Genomic DNA, 17,526 nt, shown 5'->3' with positions numbered 1-17,526 from the left:
ACAGTGGCACCGGCGCCCAAAACGAAAGAACAGACACTCAACTGGCTCCGAACGATTTCGGGTGAGTTGTCCACGGCGACGCTCAAGCGTCTCGAGGACACGCTGCCCTGGTACGGCGACATGCCACCAGGGCGGCGGTCGGCCGTGGGCCTCGTGGCCCAGGCAGGGATCACATCGTTCATCTCCTGGTTCGAGGACCCGCGCTCCACTCCGTGGATCGCGGCTGACGTTTTTGGTGCCGCACCGCGCGAATTGCTCCGCTCGGTCAGCCTGCAGCAAACACTTCAGCTGATCAGGGTGACGGTGGAAGTTGTCGAGGAACGCGTCAAGGACGGCGGCGAGCTGCTCCGCGAGGCGATCCTGCTCTACTCTCGCGAAATTGCCTTCGGATCAGCGGATGTCTACGCCCGGGCCGCCGAGGCCCGGGGGCTTTGGGACGCGCGCCTTGAGGCCCTGGTCGTCGACTCGATCCTCAGCGGAGAATACGATGACGAGCTGCCGAGTCGGATCGCCGCTCTCGGCTGGCACGGGCACGGTGAAGTCTGCGTTCTCGTCGGCACCACGCCGAAGATGCTCGATGTCGACCAGCTTCGTCGCTCGGCACGACACATGGCCGCTGATGTGCTCATCGGAGTACAAGGAAACCGCCTGGTGCTCGTGATCGGTCGTGCCCGCCCCACGCCGGTTGAGACCGATGACACCGTTGGCACGGCAGCGGCGCTGACGTTCATGGAGATCGCGGTGCAACTGGAGCCGAGTTTCGGCGCCGGCCACCTCGTGCTCGGTCACGAAGTTCCCAATCTGGTCGACGCGTCCAAGAGCGCGAAAGCGGCCCTGGCCGGGTTCGCCGTTGCACGGTCCTGGCGGAACGCGCCGCGTCCGGTGCGGGCCGACGACCTGCTCCCCGAGCGGGCGCTGGCCGCGGACCCCCTGGCCCGGGCCACTCTCATCCATCGCATCTATCGTCCGCTCCAGGCCCACTCAACCGAATTGTTGACCACCTTGTGGTGTTACCTCGACAATGGTCGTTCCCTGGAAGCAACGGCACGAGAGCTTTTTGTGCATCCGAATACGGTGCGCTATCGCCTTAAGCGCGTGTCGGAGGTCATCGGCTACGACGCGACCGGGGCCCGGGAGGCACTGATTTTGCAGGCGGCACTCATTCTTGGATCCATCAGCGACCACGACGGCTCCTCACGCCGTCGCTAGCTGACAACTTTTTTGCGGTATCGCACAAAGGTTTCCTACATTCTTCATACAATATGTACGCTCGTTGTTGACTCGAGATTGGAAGACTAAGTACGTGATTGTTGTCGTCTGCCCAGGTCAGGGCTCCCAAACCCCCGGATTCCTCACGCCGTGGCTGTCCATTCCCGGTTTCGAAGCCGATCTTGATGCGATGTCCGAGGCGGTGGGCATCAATTTGCTCGCGCACGGAACGACAAGCACGGCGGACGTTATTCGCGACACCGCCATCGCCCAACCACTCATCGTCGCTGCGGGACTGCTCACGTTGAACGCCCTCCTGGCCGACGGCCGACGCGAACGCATCTCGGGCATTGCCGGTCATTCAGTGGGCGAAATCACCGCAGCCGCTGGAGCCGGCATCCTCAGTTCCACGGATGCTCTCCGTTTCGTTCGCGAACGCGGGCTCGCCATGCAGTCCGCGGCCGCACTCGAACCCACCGGGATGAGCGCCGTTATCGGTGCCGACGAAACCGAACTGCTTGCGCTCCTCGCCGCGCTGGACCTTGAACCAGCGAATTTCAATGGGGCCGGTCAGATCGTCGTTGCGGGCGCTCTCCCGGCACTCGCCGCGCTTTCCGAAGCTCCCCCTGCTCGGGCCAGGGTCATTCCGCTCCAGGTCGCCGGGGCATTCCACACCCGGTACATGAGCCCGGCACGCACTCGCCTTGTCGATGTTGCACAGACCGTGCAGGCGAACACCCCGACACTCCCCATCTGGTCCAACAACGATGGCGCCCCGATCACCGACGGCCCTCGTTTTGTGGAGTTGCTCGTGGGGCAGGTGTCCTCGCCGGTACGGTGGGATCTGTGCATGCAATCCTTTGCCGCTGACGGTGTCACCGGCATCATTGAGGTTGCGCCGGCCGGTGCCCTGGTCGGGCTCGCAAAACGAGGTCTCAAGGGCATTCCCAGTGTCGCGATCAAGACGCCGGATGACCTCACCGCCGCATTCGACCTGATCGATCAGCAGTCATGAATCGCGCTTCACGCAGCCGCGAGTTAGAGAGAGATGAATGAGCAAGCCAACGCTTCAGCAGTCCCAGGGACCGAAGTACACCCGCATCCTCTCGGTCGGTGCCGCGCGCGGCGATCGCGTCGTCGCCAACGATGAACTCATCGAGGCCATCGATTCGTCCGACGAATGGATTCAGCAGCGCACGGGAATCATCACCCGCTCCCGGGCCAGCCGCGACGTTGAGACTGTCGACATGGCAACGGATGCTGCTCGCGAAGCCATCGAGCGGAGCGGGATCGACCCGGCCCTGATCGACGCTGTCATCGTGGCCACCATCAGCAACGGTCGTCAAACACCCTCCGTCTCGGCCATTGTCGCCGACAGAGTCGGCGCCAATCCTGCCGCGGCGTATGACGTCAACGCGGCCTGCGCTGGTTACGCCTATGCGATCGCCCAGGCCGACGCTCTTATCCGCGCAGGAGCAGCACACTACGCCCTCGTCATCGGTGCGGAGAAGCTGTCCGACCTGGTCGATCCCACAGACCGCAGCATCTCCTTCCTTCTCGGTGACGGCGCCGGCGCGGTCGTCATCGGCCCGAGCGAGTTCGCTGGGATTTCCACCACGGTGTGGGGATCCGACGGGTCGAAGGCCGACACGATTTCGACCAACGCCACGCTCCAGGAATACCGTCGAGGCGAGGCGGAATGGCCTACCCTGCGCCAGGAAGGTCCGGCCGTCTTCCGCTGGGCGGTGTGGGACATGGCGAAGGTCGCGAAGCAGGCCCTGGAAGTTGCCGGCATCACGAGCGACCAGCTCGACGCCTTCATTCCGCATCAGGCCAACATGCGTGTCATCGACGAGTTCGCCAAGCAGCTCAAGCTGCCGGAATCCGTCGTGATCGCCCGCGACGTCGCGACAACGGGAAACACCTCGTCAGCGTCGATCCCCCTGGCCACGCACCGACTGCTCGAGGAGCACCCGGAACTTAGCGGCGGCCTCGCCCTCCAGATCGGTTTTGGAGCTGGTCTCGTGTTCGGCGCCCAGGTAGTTGTCCTTCCTTAGGCCACGCCGCTCGACCCTCGCTGCGCGGCTCTTGCTCACCACCCCTCTAAACTAGGTCTCGGTCAACCGAGTCAACCCCCCAAGGAGAAAATATAATGGCATTGTCTACCGAAGAAGTTCTTGCCGGCCTGGCCGAGCTCATCAACGACGAGACCGGAATCGCAACCGACACGGTTGAGCTCGGCAAGTCATTCACCGATGACCTCGACATCGACTCGATCTCGATGATGACCATCGTCGTCAACGCAGAAGAGAAATTCGATGTGAAGATCCCCGACGAAGAGGTCAAGAACCTCAAGTCCGTTGGCGACGCCGTCGACTTCATTGTGAAGGCCCAGGACTAGAACACCAGCCTGCGAACAGGCCGGCCGAACCGCATCGGCCGGCCTGCTCACTGGGTTGTGACAATGGACCCGTCGTGATCGCTGGTGCTCGTGCGCCCGTGAATTGCCTCCGGCCCTCAAGTTTGTCGTTCATGGAGAGTTGACTTATGACCAAGAAAATCGTTATCACCGGAATCGGTGCGACCACGCCGCTTGGCGGCAACGCGCCGGACACCTGGACTGCACTGCTCGCCGGAGAATCAGGCGCCACCCCTCTCGAACACGGATGGGTCGCCGAAACGCAGATTCCCGTGACCTTTGCGGCGCAGGCCAAAGTGCACTCGAGCACGGTTCTTGAGCGCTTCGAAGTCAAACGACTCGACCCGTCGAGTCAGTTCGCGCTCATCGCAGGCCGCGAGGCGTGGGCAGACGCGGGCTCCCCCGACGTCGAGCCCGATCGCGTCGCCGTCGACTGGGCGACAGGAATCGGCGGGGTCTGGACCCTGCTCGATGCCTGGGACACCCTGCGTGAACGCGGTCCTCGGCGCGTGCTGCCCATGACCGTGCCGATGCTCATGCCGAACGGTCCCGGAGCTGCCGTGGGCATGGACCTGCACGCCCGTGCCGGAATCACCACGGTGGTATCGGCCTGCGCGTCGAGCACCGAAGCTCTCGTCAACGCCTACAACCGGCTGCAGGCCGGCCTCGCCGACGTCGTCATCGCCGGCGGCTCGGAAGCCGCCATCCATCCGTTGCCGATTGCCGCGTTTGCCGCAATGCACGCGCTCTCCACCCGTAATGATGCCCCGGCCATAGCGAGCCGCCCGTATGACGTGTCCCGAGACGGCTTCGTCCTCGGGGAGGGTGCTGCGGCCCTGGTCGTCGAGACCGAGGCGCACGCCAAGGCGCGCGGCGCTCACATTTACGCCGAGCTCGTCGGGGGCGCAGTGAACAGCGACGCGTACCACATCACGGCACCGGATCCGGAAGGCTCCGCTGCCGCTCGAGCGATGATTTCAACGGTGGAGCGGGCCGGTGCGCAGCTGTCGGACGTGGCGCACATCAATGCACACGCCACCAGCACTCCCGTCGGTGATATAGCCGAGTACAAGGCGCTCCGTCGTGTCTTCGGCGACTTGCTCGACGGCATTCCCGTCTCCGCGACAAAGGCATCCACCGGACATCTTTTGGGCGGGGCCGGCGCACTCGAAGCATTCTTCACCGTAAAGGCGTTGTCGGAGCGCACCGCTCCCCCCACGATCAACCTCGTGGACCAGGACCCGGCGATCCCACTCGACGTCGTGACCAAGCCGCGAGCGCTGCCGGCCGGAGACCTGCTTGCTCTGAGCAACTCCTTTGGGTTCGGTGGCCATAACGCCGTCGTAGCCTTCCGTTCCGTTTAGGGTTTCGACGCTGAACTGAGCAGCTGTTCCATATCGGCCAGGCCGAACTGGCACGCAACAGCGAGGGCCGGATGCGCGCCCAGTTCCGGGTCTGCACCCGCAGCGAGCAGGGCTAGGGTTATGGTCGTGTTGTTACGGAACACGGCCGCGACGAGAGCGGTCTGGCCGTTGTCGTTCACCCGTGCGGTATCGGCACCGAGGCGAACCAGCGCATTCACTGCTTCGATGTGCTGGTGGTATGCCGCCAGGATAAGCAGGCTGTCGCCCCGGGCATTGGTGAGGTCGACGGGGACTCCTTGCGAAATGAGCGCGACGAGTTGGCCGGCGTTGCCTTCACGGGCCAGGTCGAAGACGGTCTCGGCGAAAGCGAGGACGTCGTCGGGCAGAGCGGGCAGCTGTTCTTTAGTCATGCATCAAGGGTAGCCGGGCCTATCCCCCGATCAGCCAACCTTGTGCAGCCAGACGACGGAATTCGCGTCGCTTGCGTGTCGGAAGGGTTCAAGCTCATCGTCCCAAGCCTGCCCCAGTGCTAACCGCAGTTCCCGATGCAGTTCAAGGACGTTGGGTCCCGCCGCTTCCATGGCATACCGAATGCGGTCCTCGGGGATTACCAGGTTGCCGACGGTGTCCGTCTGGGCGTAAAAGATGCCAAGGTCCGGCGTATTCAGCCAGCGACCGCCATCGGTCCCGAGACCGGCATCTTCGGTGACCTCGAATCGGAGATGCTCCCAACCTCGAAGGGCAGAGGCGAGGGCCGCCCCGGTGCCACGTTCGCCCTCCCAGTAGAATTCGGCGCGCTGGGCACCCTTGAGAACGGGCTGGTCGGCCCAGTCAAAGTTCACAGCCTCTCCAAGGGCTCGACCCGCGGCCCATTCGACATGTGGGCACAGTGCGCGGGGTGAGGAGTGTACGTAAAGCACACCCCGCGCGGCGGTTGCCCGACGGGTTTGTGTAGCAGTCATCTTTTCTCTCCGTTCCTGTGAGGTGCGTCTTCCCCAACGACCTCTGAACGGAATTCACGACACTGCTGCCGTTAGGTGAATTATGCCCCACCGACGTGAGAAACCACAAGGCCGAGGCCGGGGTGAACCCCGCCTCGGCAGCGGGGCCGACCGCGGGGACTGATCGCACCAGCGTGAGCCAGTTCCCGCGGCTTCCGGCCTGGGAATCACCCCGTATGAAGGTCCACGAGGGCGTTGTGCGGCGCGTAGAAGTTTCGTGCCATCGCCGCGAACTGTCACTAAATGCACACGGTCTGCCCTTGCGAAGTCAACGGAGTGAGTTTTTTTGCGCCAAGACCCTCGGCCGGCTTCGATCCGTCGAAAGAATTCGAGCGCTATTTGGCCTCGGCGTAGGTATCGACCGTCGCTACAGTCAACATGAAGTCAACGGGAAAGTCACCAAAGAGCAGTCGTCCCGCGGTCGCTGCCGCCTCGTTGACCACGATGGCGACCCGGGCTGAGAGAGCAATTGGCGTGTGCACAATGATCTCGTCGTGGAGGAAGAACACCAGGTGCGGCGCGGTATCGAACCCTGCGTCGGTTTCGCAGAGCAACCAGAGTTGCTTGCGTACCTCAGCCATCCAGCAGAGCGCCCACTCTGCCGCGCTTCCCTGCACGATAAAATTGCGCGTAAAGCGTCCCCAGTCCCGCGCCTGGCTTCGTGCCCGCTTCTCATCGGAACTCGTCGCCCCCGGATCATACGCCTGGGCCTGGGCGTCATGCCACGGCTGCCCGGGCGTCGGTGATGACCGACCCAATCGGGTCGTGACAACCTCCCCGCGTTCCCCTGCGCGAGCTGCGGACTCGGTGAGGCCGATCGCGCGCGGATACGCCCTGGCCAGTCGCGGGAGCAGTCGTCCGCTCTCTCCCGTCGTCGCCCCGTACATGGCACCGAGCATGGCGACCTTCGCGTGGGCGCGGGTGTCGACAACTCCGTTGGCAACAATGCCGGCGTAGAGGTCCGTGCCCCTGCCCGCTCCCGCCATCACGAGGTCACCGGAGAGCGCCGCGAGAATCCTCGGTTCCAGTTGGGCGGCATCAGCCACGACGAAGGTCCAGCCCTCGTCCGCGACGACAGCACCACGAATCTGTTTGGGGAGCTGGAGGGCACCGCCGCCACGTGCCGCCCATCGCCCGGTGACGACGCCGCCGGGAACATACTCCGGGTGGAATCGCCCGTTCACGATCCAGGTGTCCATCCACGACCAGCCATTGGCGCTCAGGAGTCGGTAGAGCTTCTTGTAGCGCAGGAGCGGCTCGATCACGGGGTGATCCAGTTCCTGCAGCGTCCAGGCCCTGGTCGAGGTGACGGCGAGTCCCCCGCGCTGGAGCGCCCTGAGCAGATCGCTCGGCGAGTCGGGGTTGAGGTGCGGATCCTCGAGATGGGTGCGGATCGCGACGGCCAGCTCTTCGAGTCGTTCCGGACGCACGCCGTAGGCGACCCGGGGTCCAAGCTCGGCGGTCAGTAGTCGATCGTGGACTTCCGTTCGCCATGGCAGCCCTGCTCGGGTCATTTCCGCGGCGATCAGGGCGCCCACGGACTCGGCGGCGAGGAGCAGCCGAAGGCGAGCGGGGTCACACGACCCGGCCATGGCGGTCAGCTGGCTGACGAATTCGCCAACGTCATCATTCTGAATCGAAACGCCTGCAGACCCCGTCTCGTCGAGGTCAAATAGGGTTGCCGTCGCTCCAGGGGCTCTATGGTCGGCGTCACGCCGGTGCGCGCTGTCCCATCGGTTCGGTGCCTGGCGGGCCAGGTCGCTGTCGAGCGTCAGTGTGGAATTGCGCAGAATGACGTGACACAGGCGCAGGTCATGGCAGCGCCGTACCCGGATTCCGTGCTCCAGGAGCAGCGGATACAGGGCAGATGTGTCGGCCCAAACCCATCGTGGTCCTGCCGGTTCCACGCGTGCGACATATTCGAGAAACTCGGCCGTCGACAACGACCTGGACGGCTGGGATTGATGACCCGACCGGTCACAGGTAGCGACGACAAAGCCACCACCGCCGGATTGACTGACCACTTCATACACATATCAATTCTGCCGTTGTTCGGGCCCTGATTGGTTCACTCCGAGTCCCACGCAGCTCGCAGATAGCTGATCGTCTCCTCGTCGCTCAGTTGATGGAAGTCGCGGTAGAACTGACCGATCGCCCAGAACTCCTCCGGCGCGTGGAGCACGACGACTATGTCCGCCTCGGACTTGAGATCCTCCACGGAACTCGCGGGTGCAACGGGTACCGCCAGAACGATCGTCGCCGCTCCCTGCGCTCGTAGCGCCGCCAACGCAACCCTGGCAGTGGCTCCGGTGGCGATTCCGTCATCGACGACGATGGTAACCCGGCCCGCGGGGTCTTGTACGGGTCGGTCCCCCAGATATCGACGACGACGACGCGCGACTTCGTCAAGCTCACTCCGGCGCGCTCGTTCGAGGTTCGCGGCATCACGACCGGTGGCGGCGTAAATGTCGTCGTTGAGAACGAGTTGAGGGGTCACGCCTCCGACGACGGCACCGAGCGCCACTTCGGGAAAACCGGGGGCTCCGATCTTGCGTACGATCAGCAGGTCGAGGGGGGCCGCGAGCGTTCGCGCCACTTCGACAGCCACGGGAACGCCGCCGCGCGGCAGCGCATAAACGATCGGATCAAACAGCTCAAGCTCCGCCACGCGTTCGGCAAGCAGCCGACCTGCCTCACTTCGATTCCGGAAGATCACCACTGCCGCCTTTCGATACCGAGGGACGTGATCACAATGTAGCGTCTACCGCGCCCGCCGCCAATGGGCGACGACCAAAGTCAGGTGAACCCGGACCCGCGTGCTGCCGGCACGGGCCGCCGGTGGCGCTGCCCGCTCAGCCGTGGTCTGGAACCCCATGTACCTCCCTGCCGAAGCTCATCAGCATCCGTGGTCTCCCTGTCTCACGTTGAGCGAGCGAACTCAAGGAATAAACGTCGACCATGAGGGTCGTCGAGCACGGCAACAGATCCAGAGTCATGATTTCACCCTTTTGGGTGCCGTGCCGGCGAGCCAGCTCCAAACAACGAATGGGCGACACCGGTCACCAGGCTTGGCACCGGCGTCAATACCACGACCGCCACGAGCAGGCGGCTGGACTAACCGTCAGCCTCGGGCGAGGCGGGCGGCACGCAGCGCGACGTAGAGTTCTGCGGCATCCAACGGTCGCGTGACCGATCGCCCGGTGAGCTCGGAGAGTTTTGCCAGTCGATGCAGCACCGTATTGCGATGACAGTGAATCAGTTGCGCTGCCTCGCTGGTGGACCCGTTAGCGGCGAACCAGGCTTCGAGGGTGTCGAGCAGCAACCCTGAATCTCGATGATCGATCGCGCTCAATGGGCCGAGAACGGTTGCGTGGACCTCCGCCGTAGACGCCGGGTCGCTGACGATCAGCAGGTCAAGAGGTGCCGCCCCGTAGCGATGGGCCCCCACGCTCCCGTTCGGGATGCACTGCATGGAGAGCCGCGCTTGCGTAACCGCGTCGCGGGCAACGCTCAGACTGGGAAAGCTTCGGCTGACACCGATTCGTGATGCTGCAAGTTCGGCAACAACGTGAATCGCGCTCGCCGTTTCCGTATCGAGCAGGCACGCGAGGAGGCCGACAAATTCCCCTTTCCAGGTCGCCCACGCCGAGTAGATGCCAGCCGCGCGAAGTCGGGACGCGACCCCCGGCATCGGGTCGTCGCCCGTTCCGCTCAGCTCCGCCACCACGACAAGATAGGTAGCGTGCTCGGGCAGGCCGAGCGCGCGCAGCATGCGCGGGATTTCACTCGTCACGGTGTCACCCTCAAGCAGACTCAGCAACTTCACGTTTTTTGCTTGCTGGTCCTTCCGGTCGAGGTCATCAATGACCACGCGATACGCTTCGGCCGCCGCGTGGGAATACTCGTCGATGATCCCCCACACCGAGGAGGAGACGCGGAGGAGGGCTTCGGAGCGCGGAGAGGAGGCGAGAGATCTGGACATCATCTCGTCCCACAGCAGCAAACCGGCAAGGCGATAGGCGTGAAGGAGTCCGGCCATCGGGATGTTGGATGCCGCCTTGACGCGCCCGGCCCGACGCGGCGCCTCCAGCGATTGATTGTTTCCGGACAGTCCGAGAAGAAGTGCTTCGATGTTTTCGATCACCACGGACTCGAGAACGGCCAGCTCGAGAGTGCTTTCCGCGTACGAATGTTCCCCGTGGAGAACCTGGTCCACGACGCGGGCGGCGAGGGCAGGGACGGAATCGAGCATCTCCGCGAAAAGCGCCCGCGCATCCGCGTCGATTCCGTTAGGAATGGCGATGTTCGAGGTGTGCATGCAGGAACTGTAGCCTCCTTGCCCATCGAATGGTTGTGCAGCCACACAATGCCGGGGGCCTATGTTGGGACAACCACCCATCGGAGGCGAGGGCGAAGCGGTCGATAATTGCACACAAGATCAAAGGAGATCCATGATCTATCGCAGATCAATCCCCTCAGGCCGTCAACGTGTCCACCGCGTCACCGCACGCCTCGTCGGTATCAGGTGCCACGCGGGGTGCGTTGGACGCGGCTCTTGCCGAACTCGTCGAGAGTGCCGCACAGTGGGCGGCGATGCCGCTCGCACAGCGCGCTACGTTGCTCGCCGCGACCCACTCCGCCATGGCAGCGCAGGCGCAGCGCTGGGTGACACGGGCCCGCGACATCAAAGGTTTGGATGGCGCACACAGCTGGTCGGTGAGGAATGGATCTCCGGGCCGTATGCCGCGCTCGCCGGAGTCGGCACCCTGGCCCACTCTGTCGCCAAGTTAGCCGCGGGCACGTCGCCGCTTGCCGGCATCAAGATGGGGACTGCTCCCCGTAATCGGGTGACGATCCCGGTCCGTCCGCACACCGCACACGAGGCCGTGCTTCTGCATGGCTTCCGCGCCGAGGTGTGGCTCAAACCCGGGGTCACAGCAGCCGAAGCCGTCAGGAACGCCGGGCTCGGCGAGCTGAACCCCACGACGTCCGGCGGAGTCGGCCTCGTGCTCGGCGCCGGCAACATCACGTCGATCCCGCCGCTCGACGTACTGTACGAAATCGTGGCAAACAATCGTGCCGTAATCCTCAAGCTCAACCCGAGCATGGCCGGGATGATGAGCGTGTACCTGGCGGCGCTCGAGCCGCTGGTCGCCGCGAAAATGCTTCGCATCGTTCAGGGAGGGGCCGCCGAAGGCAGTTATCTTGCGCACCACGCGCTGGTCGACCACGTCCACATCACGGGCAGTTCGACGACCCACGACGTGGTCGTGTGGGGGCCCGCAGCCGACGTCGTCACGCGCAAGACGGCGGGAACGCCGCTTCTCAAGAAGCCCATCACCAGCGAGCTCGGCGGTGTGGCACCGATCATCATTCTGCCCAGCAGATGGACGAAGCGCGACCTCCGCTACCAGGCGGAGCACGTCGCCACGATGCGACTTCACAACGGTGGTTACAACTGCATCGCCGGTCAGATCGTGGTGCTCAGCGCCGACTGGCCTCAGAAGGCCGAGTTCCTCGCCGAGCTGGGGTCGGCACTCGAGCGCACACCCGCTCGCAAGGCGCGGTACCCCGGCAGCGACGGCCGGATCTCCGACGCCGCGGCGTGATATCCGAATGCGCAGAGGTTCGCGGCGGGCACTCGGCTGCTGGTCGACATCAAGGCCGACGAGGATGCCACCGACATCCAGAAGACCGAGACCTTCTCGCCGGTGCTCGGCGTGATTGAGCTGCCGGGATCCGGTCAGGGATTCCTCGACACGTCCGTGGCGACCGTCAACCGGAACTTCCTCGGAACGCTCGGCGCCAACGTGATCGCCGAGCCGTCCGTCATTAAGAAACTCGGAGCGGGGTTCCGCAACGCCATGGCGAGGCTGGAATACGGGACGATCGCCATCAACTCCTGGACTGGCCTCGGCTTTCTTACCGCGACGGCGTTCTGGGGAGCGTTCCCTGGTCATACCATCGACAACGTACAGTCAGGGATCGGCGTGGTGCATAACGCGCTCCTGATCGACTCGGCGGAGCGCACGGTGGTCACCGGTCCGTTCCGTCCGTTCCCGCGGTCGTTCGCGCACGGCGAGTTTGCGCTCTTCCCGAAGCCTCCGTGGTTCGTCACTGCGCGGAGTGCGCAGAAGGCGGGCGCTCTGCTGGCGGCATTCGCGGCCAAGCCTTCGTGGGCGAAGATGCCCGGGATCTTCATTTCCGCTTTCCGGGCGTAACCGCGACGCGGAAGGAGAAGACGTCCCCCACGCATTCGTCGTACTGCAGCCCTCAGCTGAACTGAGCGGAGCCGACGTCATCGCTGAACGTGTGGCCCCCCATAAAAAGGTGAGACAGGTCAAAATGATCGAGACAGTTCCACAGTCATCCCCCGGCAAACTCATGCGCAAAGATCTGCGAGTTCCGGCAGCGCACTCATGACCGCCCGCGAGGATGGTTCGTTCGACTACGTAGTGGTCGGCGCAGGCTCGGCCGGTGCTGCGCTGGCCAACCGCCTCAGCGCGGATCCGTCGAATTCGGTCGTGCTGCTTGAGGCCGGCGGGAACGACAAGAACCCAAACGTGCACATCCCCGCTGCGTTCTCGGGGCTCTTCAAGACCGATCTCGATTGGAACTACGAGACCACCCCACAGCCGGGCCTGCGCGGTCGTACCGTCTACGGGCCCCGCGGGAAGGTTCTCGGCGGTTCGTCTTCGCTTAACGCGATGATGTGGGTGCGCGGGTTCGCGGCCGACTACGATCGCTGGGCCGACCTCGCCGGCCCCGGCTGGTCGTATGAATCCCTGCTGCCCATCTTCAAACGGGTGGAGCGGGTACAAAGCGCAATCGATCCCGAGCACGGCAACGACGGCGCGATCAGCGTCGAACACCAGCGGAGTCCGCGGGACCTCACCGGGACATTCCTCCACGCTGTCACCGAAGCCGGATACGCCGTCGTGCCGCCGAACTCCCGGCAGCCCGAGGGGTTCAGCCAAACGATGCTCAGCCAGAAGAAGGGCTCACGTCACAGCACGGTCGACGGCTACCTGACGCCGGTCAAGGCACGCAAAAATCTCGTCGTCCGCACCGGAACGGAGGCGACACGCGTGCTTTTCGAAGGGACCCGCGCCGTCGGCGTGGAGTACTCGGTGGCCGGCGAACTGCATCGGGTCGCCGCTCGCCGCGAGGTCATTCTCTGCGGCGGTGCCGTGAACACGCCTCAGCTCCTTATGCTCTCCGGAATCGGCGACCCGGCCCAATTGACGGCGGTCGGCATCCCGGTGCTCGTCGACTCCCCCGAGGTCGGTGCAAACCTGCGGGATCACCTCGTCTCGTTCTTCGCCGTCGAGACCCCGGGCGGCACCCTGCTCACGGCGACGGCACTCGGAGAGGTGGGCACTTACCTCCTACGTCGACGCGGCATGCTGACGTCCAACGTCGCGGAGGCTTACGGCTTTGTGCGATCCAGCGACGACGTGTCGTTGCCCGACCTGGAGATCATCTTCGCGCCCGCAGCGTATGTCGATGAGGGTCTCGCTGGCATCCCCAGGCACGGCATCAGCCTCGGCCCGATCTTGATCCAGCCGAAGAGCACCGGCACCGTCACCCTGGCATCGGCCAATCCGTTGGACAAGCCGATCATCGATCCGCGCTACCTCTCGGATCCCGGCGGAGAGGACCGCGCGGTGATGATGCGTGGGCTGGCTATCGCCGAGCGGATCCTGATGAGACCGGCGATGAAGGCGGTCTCGAACGGGAAGCACCTGCGCCCGATGAAGGGCGAGCAACTTGACTCGACGGCGCGCGCAGCGGCTGCACTCAACTCCCTGTCGCACACGCTGTATCACCCGACGAGCACGGTACGAATGGGGTCGGATGCGTCCGCGCCGGTCGATGGTGAACTCCGTGTGCGCGGGGTGCAGGGGCTCCGCGTCGCGGATGCGTCGGTCATGCCGCAGATCATCCGAGGGCACACTAACGCTCCCGCCATCGTGATCGGCGAGAAAGCCGCCGATCTTATCATCGCGGCCGCACGGGCCGGATTGCGTGAAAAGGTGGCGGCCAGCTGACCGGCCACCAGCATCCCGATTCGCCGTGACACCTTGCCGGCTGAGAGTTTGAGAAGCCGATCAACACGAGTATCTTTGAGCAGCGGCTGAATGGTTTGGCGGCGTGCTCAGGGGGAGGACACGTGCTGGTGGATCCTGTCGCTGCGGACGCGGCAAAGCTCAGTATTGGACTGAGCGATGGTGGGCTTCTTCTTCTGCGTTGGCGGCTCGGGGTGCACATTCAGGTCGAGGACGCCCGCGCCGCCATGGCGCAAGTCAACGAGGTCTGCCAGCAGGAACAGCATGCCATGCTCGTGGATATGGCAGCAGTTGGTTCGGTCAGCCGCGAAGCCAGGGCCGTGTGGCCCATTCCCTGCAGCGCCTCACGCATTGCACTGTTGGGCAAATCTCCCGTAGACCGGGTCCTGGCGAAATTTTTTCTCGGTGTACACGTGCCGCCTTGTCCAACTCGTTTTTTCACATCGCGCAGCGAGGCCATTGACTGGCTTGGCGCCGGTGCCTGAGTGACGAGCAACGCTGCCGGCCTCGATATGGGCCGGACATCACGCTGTGTATTGCACCGGTGGATGATGTGAGTTCGGAAAATGACGTTAAGGACCCACGCCTGCAGCAGTTGGTAGAGGGTATTGTCCGGTTGGCTGCCGGCGAGCTGAACACACGCATGACACCGTCGGAACGTCGAGATGACATCGATGCTGTCATCACAGGCGTCAACCTGCTCGCGGAGGAACTTGAGTATATTTGCTCGGATCTGGAACAGCGGGTTGCCGACCGCACCGCCATGTTGCGTCGAACGCAGGCTGAGCTGGAACAGATGGCCAAGACGGATGACCTAACCGGCCTTGCAAATAGGACTCTGCTCCATGAACGCATCGAGGAGGCAATCCTGGCCAGTGCGAACAGCGGAAGAGCCCCTGCCGTGCTGGTGCTGGATCTGGATTCTTTCAAGCCCATCAATGACACTCTGGGCCATGGTGCCGGTGACGTTGTACTGGTCGAGGTTGCCAAGCGTATCCGGTCCGCCGTCCGGGCCGCTGACACCGTGGCCCGACTGGGCGGGGATGAATTTGCCGTCGTCATCGCCGAGGCCACGGAAGAGGAGATCCTGCAGATTGCGCACCGGGTATCGGAACAGCTGCAGGGCAGCGTGCGTGTCGGAACCGAAACGGTCTGGGCGATGGCCAGCATCGGGGTGTGCATCGGCACGCCGGGGTATCCGGCAGAGGCGCTGATGCGCGATGCTGACATCGCCATGGATCAGGCGAAGGCGCAGGGTCGCAACAACGTGCAACTCTTCCACCCCGATATGCTCGTCGCCATTCGGGAGCGCTCACGTATCACCGCCGAACTGCGCACGGCTATTGCCGGAGGCCAACTGGCACTGCACTACCAGCCGGTGGTCGAATTGGCCTCGGGCAGGGCCATAGGCATCGAAGCGCTTCTTCGCTGGCAGCATCCCGTACGCGGAATTATTATGCCGGACAGCTTCATCCGCATCGCCGAGGAAACCGGCCTGATCCTGGAGCTGGGACGGTGGGTGCTGCATGAAGGAGTCGCCCAAATAAGGCGATGGAACGAAACCGCACCTGACCTGACCGAGTTTCGTTTTCACATCAATCTTTCCGCCGCCGAACTGCTTCGCAGCGATCTGCTACAAGATGTCCGGGATACGCTGGACAGGCATCAGGTGGCTCCGTGGCGTTTGGTTTTGGAGATCACCGAGACCGTGTTGATGTCCAGGGGAACGGCGGAAGAACAGGTTCTGGGCGGGCTGCGCGACCTGGGCGTGGGGCTGCAAATTGATGACTTCGGTACCGGCTATTCGCCCATCAGCTATCTACGGGCACTTCCCACAGACACGGTGCAGGTCGACCATTCCCTCATTCTTGACATCGGTTCGGACCCGCAACAGCAGAAATTCGTTGCGGCCATTCTTCAGCTGATTTCCTCTGCGGGACTGAAAGCGATTGTGGAAGGTACCGGAACGAATCCCCGGCATCTCGCGCAGTGTCAGTACGATTAGGACATGTCAAAGCTTTGGGAACGCATGCTGCTTGTTCCATCAGTAGTACGCCTCGCTTCCCGCGCACCGAAGGACCCGGCAGCCGGGTGGGAAGGGTACTGGCGCGGAATCCACACCACGGGTCATTCGGGAGACGTGCTGTGGGATTCTGGTTCCCGGACCGAGTCTGAGCAGTACGCCGACGCCGTCGTAGCCCACTTTGATCCGACTCTTCCGGTGATTGATGTCGGGTGTGGCAACGGAACGTACACCCGCTGGCTTGCTGGACTTTTTCCGAGCGTGCTTGGCCTCGACGTTTCCAGCGGAGCGGTCGAGTTGGCGAAGAGAGAAGCTGAAGGCCTTCAGAACACCGATTTCATGGTTCTGGATGCTGCGGAAGCAGGTGCCGGAGAGCGTCTGTTGGAGCGGATGGGGCCGGCCAACATTTTTGTCCGCGGAGTATTCCACGTTCTGAAACCCAACAAGCAGGCCAGCATGGCTGCCAACCTACGAACCGTCATCAGGAGCAGCGGCCGGGTGTTCCTCACCGAAACCAACTTTCCCGGGAACAGCCTCGCCTATCTGCAGCAGCTGGGTGCCACCCGGCGAAGCATGCCCCCGCAGTTGCAGAGTGCTCTGGAAAACCTGCCCCGCCCCGGGCGTTTTGGAGCTCAGGAACGAAACAGCACATTTCCGGATGCGGACTGGCAGCTGGTCACGGACGGGCCGGTAAATATCGAAGTGGTCTCGATGGGCCGCCTCGGTCTATCGCAGCAGGTTCCGGGATATTTCGCTGTTCTGGCCGGCGCGTAACCGTCAGCGTCTCTGAGCCAGCGTCGGCACCGGCGACAATAATGGGAGCTGTACGCATGCCTGAACGCCTTCGGGCGCGCGGGCAGGATGGGGAGTGCATATGTGGACGGAATTCGGACTCGACTGGGTCGATGCGGCGAGAGTGGTGGCATCGTCGATCTTCTTCTACGTCGCGGTGCTGTTGCTCGTGCGTTTCCTCGGCCAACGAACCCTGGCCACCCTGTCGAGTTTCGATCTCGCAGCGATCATCGCGCTCGGAGCGGTCATTGGCCGCGCTATCCTCGGCGACACCCCCACCCTTTTTGCCGGGCTGCTGGGGCTTGCGACGCTCCTGAGCCTGCAGGTGGCCACCGGTCAACTTCGGCGCAGCGCCAAGGTGGCACGGGTGGTCAGCAGTCCCGCCGTACTACTGATGGCCGGGTCGCGTCTGCTCGACGACAACCTCGCCCGAGCGCACATCATTGATAGTGAGGTGTATTCCCAGCTCCGACTGGCCGGCATCCGATCGCTTGCAGAAGTGGCCTGCGTGATCCTTGAGCCAACGGGGCAGATCAGCGTGCTGCGTCGCGGCGAGACAATCGACCCGAGGCTGCTGGCTGATGTCATCGGAGGCGAGCTTGTTCCACCCACCTTCATTGACGACTGACTCGTCTCGACATTGGCGATG

The 17,526-nt window shown here is 63.7% G+C and carries 17 protein-coding genes; 12 read left to right on the top strand and 5 right to left on the bottom strand.

Features of this window, described 5'->3' with window-relative positions:
* Window positions 1-3: 3 nt before the first annotated feature.
* From EDD25_RS00340 to EDD25_RS00320, 5 genes are all read left to right on the top strand, one after another.
* On the top strand, window positions 4-1,209 hold the full coding sequence (locus EDD25_RS00340) for a PucR family transcriptional regulator (protein ID WP_134171510.1): 1,206 nt from the start codon (window positions 4-6) through the stop codon (window positions 1,207-1,209).
* A gap of 94 nt (window positions 1,210-1,303) precedes the next feature.
* A complete protein-coding gene (locus EDD25_RS00335; protein ID WP_134171509.1) occupies window positions 1,304-2,224 on the top strand; it encodes an ACP S-malonyltransferase in 921 nt (306 codons plus the stop codon).
* 37 nt (window positions 2,225-2,261) lie between these two features.
* The gene (locus EDD25_RS00330; protein WP_134171508.1) at window positions 2,262-3,266 is read left to right on the top strand and encodes a beta-ketoacyl-ACP synthase III; all 1,005 of its coding nucleotides are present in this window, start codon (window positions 2,262-2,264) and stop codon (window positions 3,264-3,266) included.
* A gap of 95 nt (window positions 3,267-3,361) precedes the next feature.
* On the top strand, window positions 3,362-3,610 hold the full coding sequence (locus EDD25_RS00325) for an acyl carrier protein (protein ID WP_134171507.1): 249 nt from the start codon (window positions 3,362-3,364) through the stop codon (window positions 3,608-3,610).
* A gap of 146 nt (window positions 3,611-3,756) precedes the next feature.
* Window positions 3,757-4,992: a beta-ketoacyl-[acyl-carrier-protein] synthase family protein gene (locus EDD25_RS00320; RefSeq protein WP_134171506.1), complete on the top strand. Its 1,236-nt coding sequence runs from the start codon at window positions 3,757-3,759 to the stop codon at window positions 4,990-4,992.
* Here EDD25_RS00320 and EDD25_RS00315 read toward each other — a convergent pair.
* From EDD25_RS00315 to EDD25_RS00295, 5 genes are all read right to left on the bottom strand, one after another.
* Complete coding sequence (locus EDD25_RS00315) at window positions 4,989-5,402, bottom strand: ankyrin repeat domain-containing protein (RefSeq protein WP_134171505.1); 414 nt, start codon at window positions 5,400-5,402, stop codon at window positions 4,989-4,991. The genes EDD25_RS00320 and EDD25_RS00315 overlap by 4 nt on opposite strands.
* A gap of 30 nt (window positions 5,403-5,432) precedes the next feature.
* Complete coding sequence (locus tag EDD25_RS00310) at window positions 5,433-5,954, bottom strand: DUF3145 domain-containing protein (RefSeq protein ID WP_134171504.1); 522 nt, start codon at window positions 5,952-5,954, stop codon at window positions 5,433-5,435.
* Window positions 5,955-6,328: 374 nt separating this feature from the next.
* A complete protein-coding gene (locus EDD25_RS00305; RefSeq protein WP_134171503.1) occupies window positions 6,329-8,026 on the bottom strand; it encodes a bifunctional 3'-5' exonuclease/DNA polymerase in 1,698 nt (565 codons plus the stop codon).
* Between the two features lie 35 nt (window positions 8,027-8,061).
* Window positions 8,062-8,709, bottom strand: coding sequence for a phosphoribosyltransferase (locus EDD25_RS00300; protein ID WP_134171502.1), 648 nt, complete (start codon window positions 8,707-8,709; stop codon window positions 8,062-8,064).
* Between the two features lie 405 nt (window positions 8,710-9,114).
* Window positions 9,115-10,311: a PucR family transcriptional regulator gene (locus tag EDD25_RS00295; RefSeq protein WP_166671150.1), complete on the bottom strand. Its 1,197-nt coding sequence runs from the start codon at window positions 10,309-10,311 to the stop codon at window positions 9,115-9,117.
* A gap of 265 nt (window positions 10,312-10,576) precedes the next feature.
* Between EDD25_RS00295 and EDD25_RS17835 the strand changes: the two genes are divergently transcribed.
* From EDD25_RS17835 to EDD25_RS00260, 7 genes are all read left to right on the top strand, one after another.
* Window positions 10,577-11,602, top strand: a complete 1,026-nt coding sequence (locus EDD25_RS17835) for an aldehyde dehydrogenase family protein (RefSeq protein WP_241986629.1) — start codon at window positions 10,577-10,579, stop codon at window positions 11,600-11,602.
* A gap of 111 nt (window positions 11,603-11,713) precedes the next feature.
* Window positions 11,714-12,214: a hypothetical protein gene (locus EDD25_RS17830; RefSeq protein WP_241986627.1), complete on the top strand. Its 501-nt coding sequence runs from the start codon at window positions 11,714-11,716 to the stop codon at window positions 12,212-12,214.
* 198 nt (window positions 12,215-12,412) lie between these two features.
* Entirely contained in the window at window positions 12,413-14,044 is a 1,632-nt protein-coding gene (locus tag EDD25_RS00280) for a GMC family oxidoreductase (protein ID WP_134171500.1), read from the top strand.
* A gap of 122 nt (window positions 14,045-14,166) precedes the next feature.
* Window positions 14,167-14,547 (top strand): DUF7793 family protein, encoded by a 381-nt coding sequence (locus tag EDD25_RS00275; protein WP_422386815.1) that lies wholly within the window; start codon window positions 14,167-14,169, stop codon window positions 14,545-14,547.
* A 59-nt stretch (window positions 14,548-14,606) separates the two neighbouring features.
* Window positions 14,607-16,067: a putative bifunctional diguanylate cyclase/phosphodiesterase gene (locus EDD25_RS00270; RefSeq protein WP_134171499.1), complete on the top strand. Its 1,461-nt coding sequence runs from the start codon at window positions 14,607-14,609 to the stop codon at window positions 16,065-16,067.
* 3 nt (window positions 16,068-16,070) lie between these two features.
* Window positions 16,071-16,859 carry a class I SAM-dependent methyltransferase gene (locus EDD25_RS00265; RefSeq protein ID WP_134171498.1) on the top strand — a complete coding sequence of 263 codons (789 nt, stop codon included), beginning with the start codon at window positions 16,071-16,073 and terminating at the stop codon, window positions 16,857-16,859.
* Window positions 16,860-16,959: 100 nt separating this feature from the next.
* Window positions 16,960-17,505 carry a DUF421 domain-containing protein gene (locus EDD25_RS00260; RefSeq protein ID WP_134174988.1) on the top strand — a complete coding sequence of 182 codons (546 nt, stop codon included), beginning with the start codon at window positions 16,960-16,962 and terminating at the stop codon, window positions 17,503-17,505.
* The last annotated feature ends 21 nt before the right edge of the window (window positions 17,506-17,526 follow it).

It is taken from the genome of Cryobacterium psychrophilum, from assembly GCF_004365915.1.
Taxonomy (GTDB): domain Bacteria; phylum Actinomycetota; class Actinomycetes; order Actinomycetales; family Microbacteriaceae; genus Cryobacterium; species Cryobacterium psychrophilum.
Note: the sequence above shows the minus strand (reverse complement) of the source record. Positions and strands in the feature narration are given on the sequence as shown.

Excerpts from the sequence above, each read along its gene's own strand:
- EDD25_RS00330 (WP_134171508.1), top strand. The coding sequence starts at position 2,262 with ATGAGCAAGCCAACGCTTCAGCAGTCCCAGGGACCGAAGTACACCCGC.
- EDD25_RS00325 (WP_134171507.1), top strand. The coding sequence starts at position 3,362 with ATGGCATTGTCTACCGAAGAAGTTCTTGCCGGCCTGGCCGAGCTCATC.
- EDD25_RS00320 (WP_134171506.1), top strand. The coding sequence starts at position 3,757 with ATGACCAAGAAAATCGTTATCACCGGAATCGGTGCGACCACGCCGCTT.
- EDD25_RS00315 (WP_134171505.1), bottom strand. The coding sequence starts at position 5,402 with ATGACTAAAGAACAGCTGCCCGCTCTGCCCGACGACGTCCTCGCTTTC.
- EDD25_RS00310 (WP_134171504.1), bottom strand. The coding sequence starts at position 5,954 with ATGACTGCTACACAAACCCGTCGGGCAACCGCCGCGCGGGGTGTGCTT.
- EDD25_RS00295 (WP_166671150.1), bottom strand. The coding sequence starts at position 10,311 with ATGCACACCTCGAACATCGCCATTCCTAACGGAATCGACGCGGATGCG.
- EDD25_RS00280 (WP_134171500.1), top strand. The coding sequence starts at position 12,413 with ATGACCGCCCGCGAGGATGGTTCGTTCGACTACGTAGTGGTCGGCGCA.
- EDD25_RS00265 (WP_134171498.1), top strand. The coding sequence starts at position 16,071 with ATGTCAAAGCTTTGGGAACGCATGCTGCTTGTTCCATCAGTAGTACGC.
- EDD25_RS00260 (WP_134174988.1), top strand. The coding sequence starts at position 16,960 with ATGTGGACGGAATTCGGACTCGACTGGGTCGATGCGGCGAGAGTGGTG.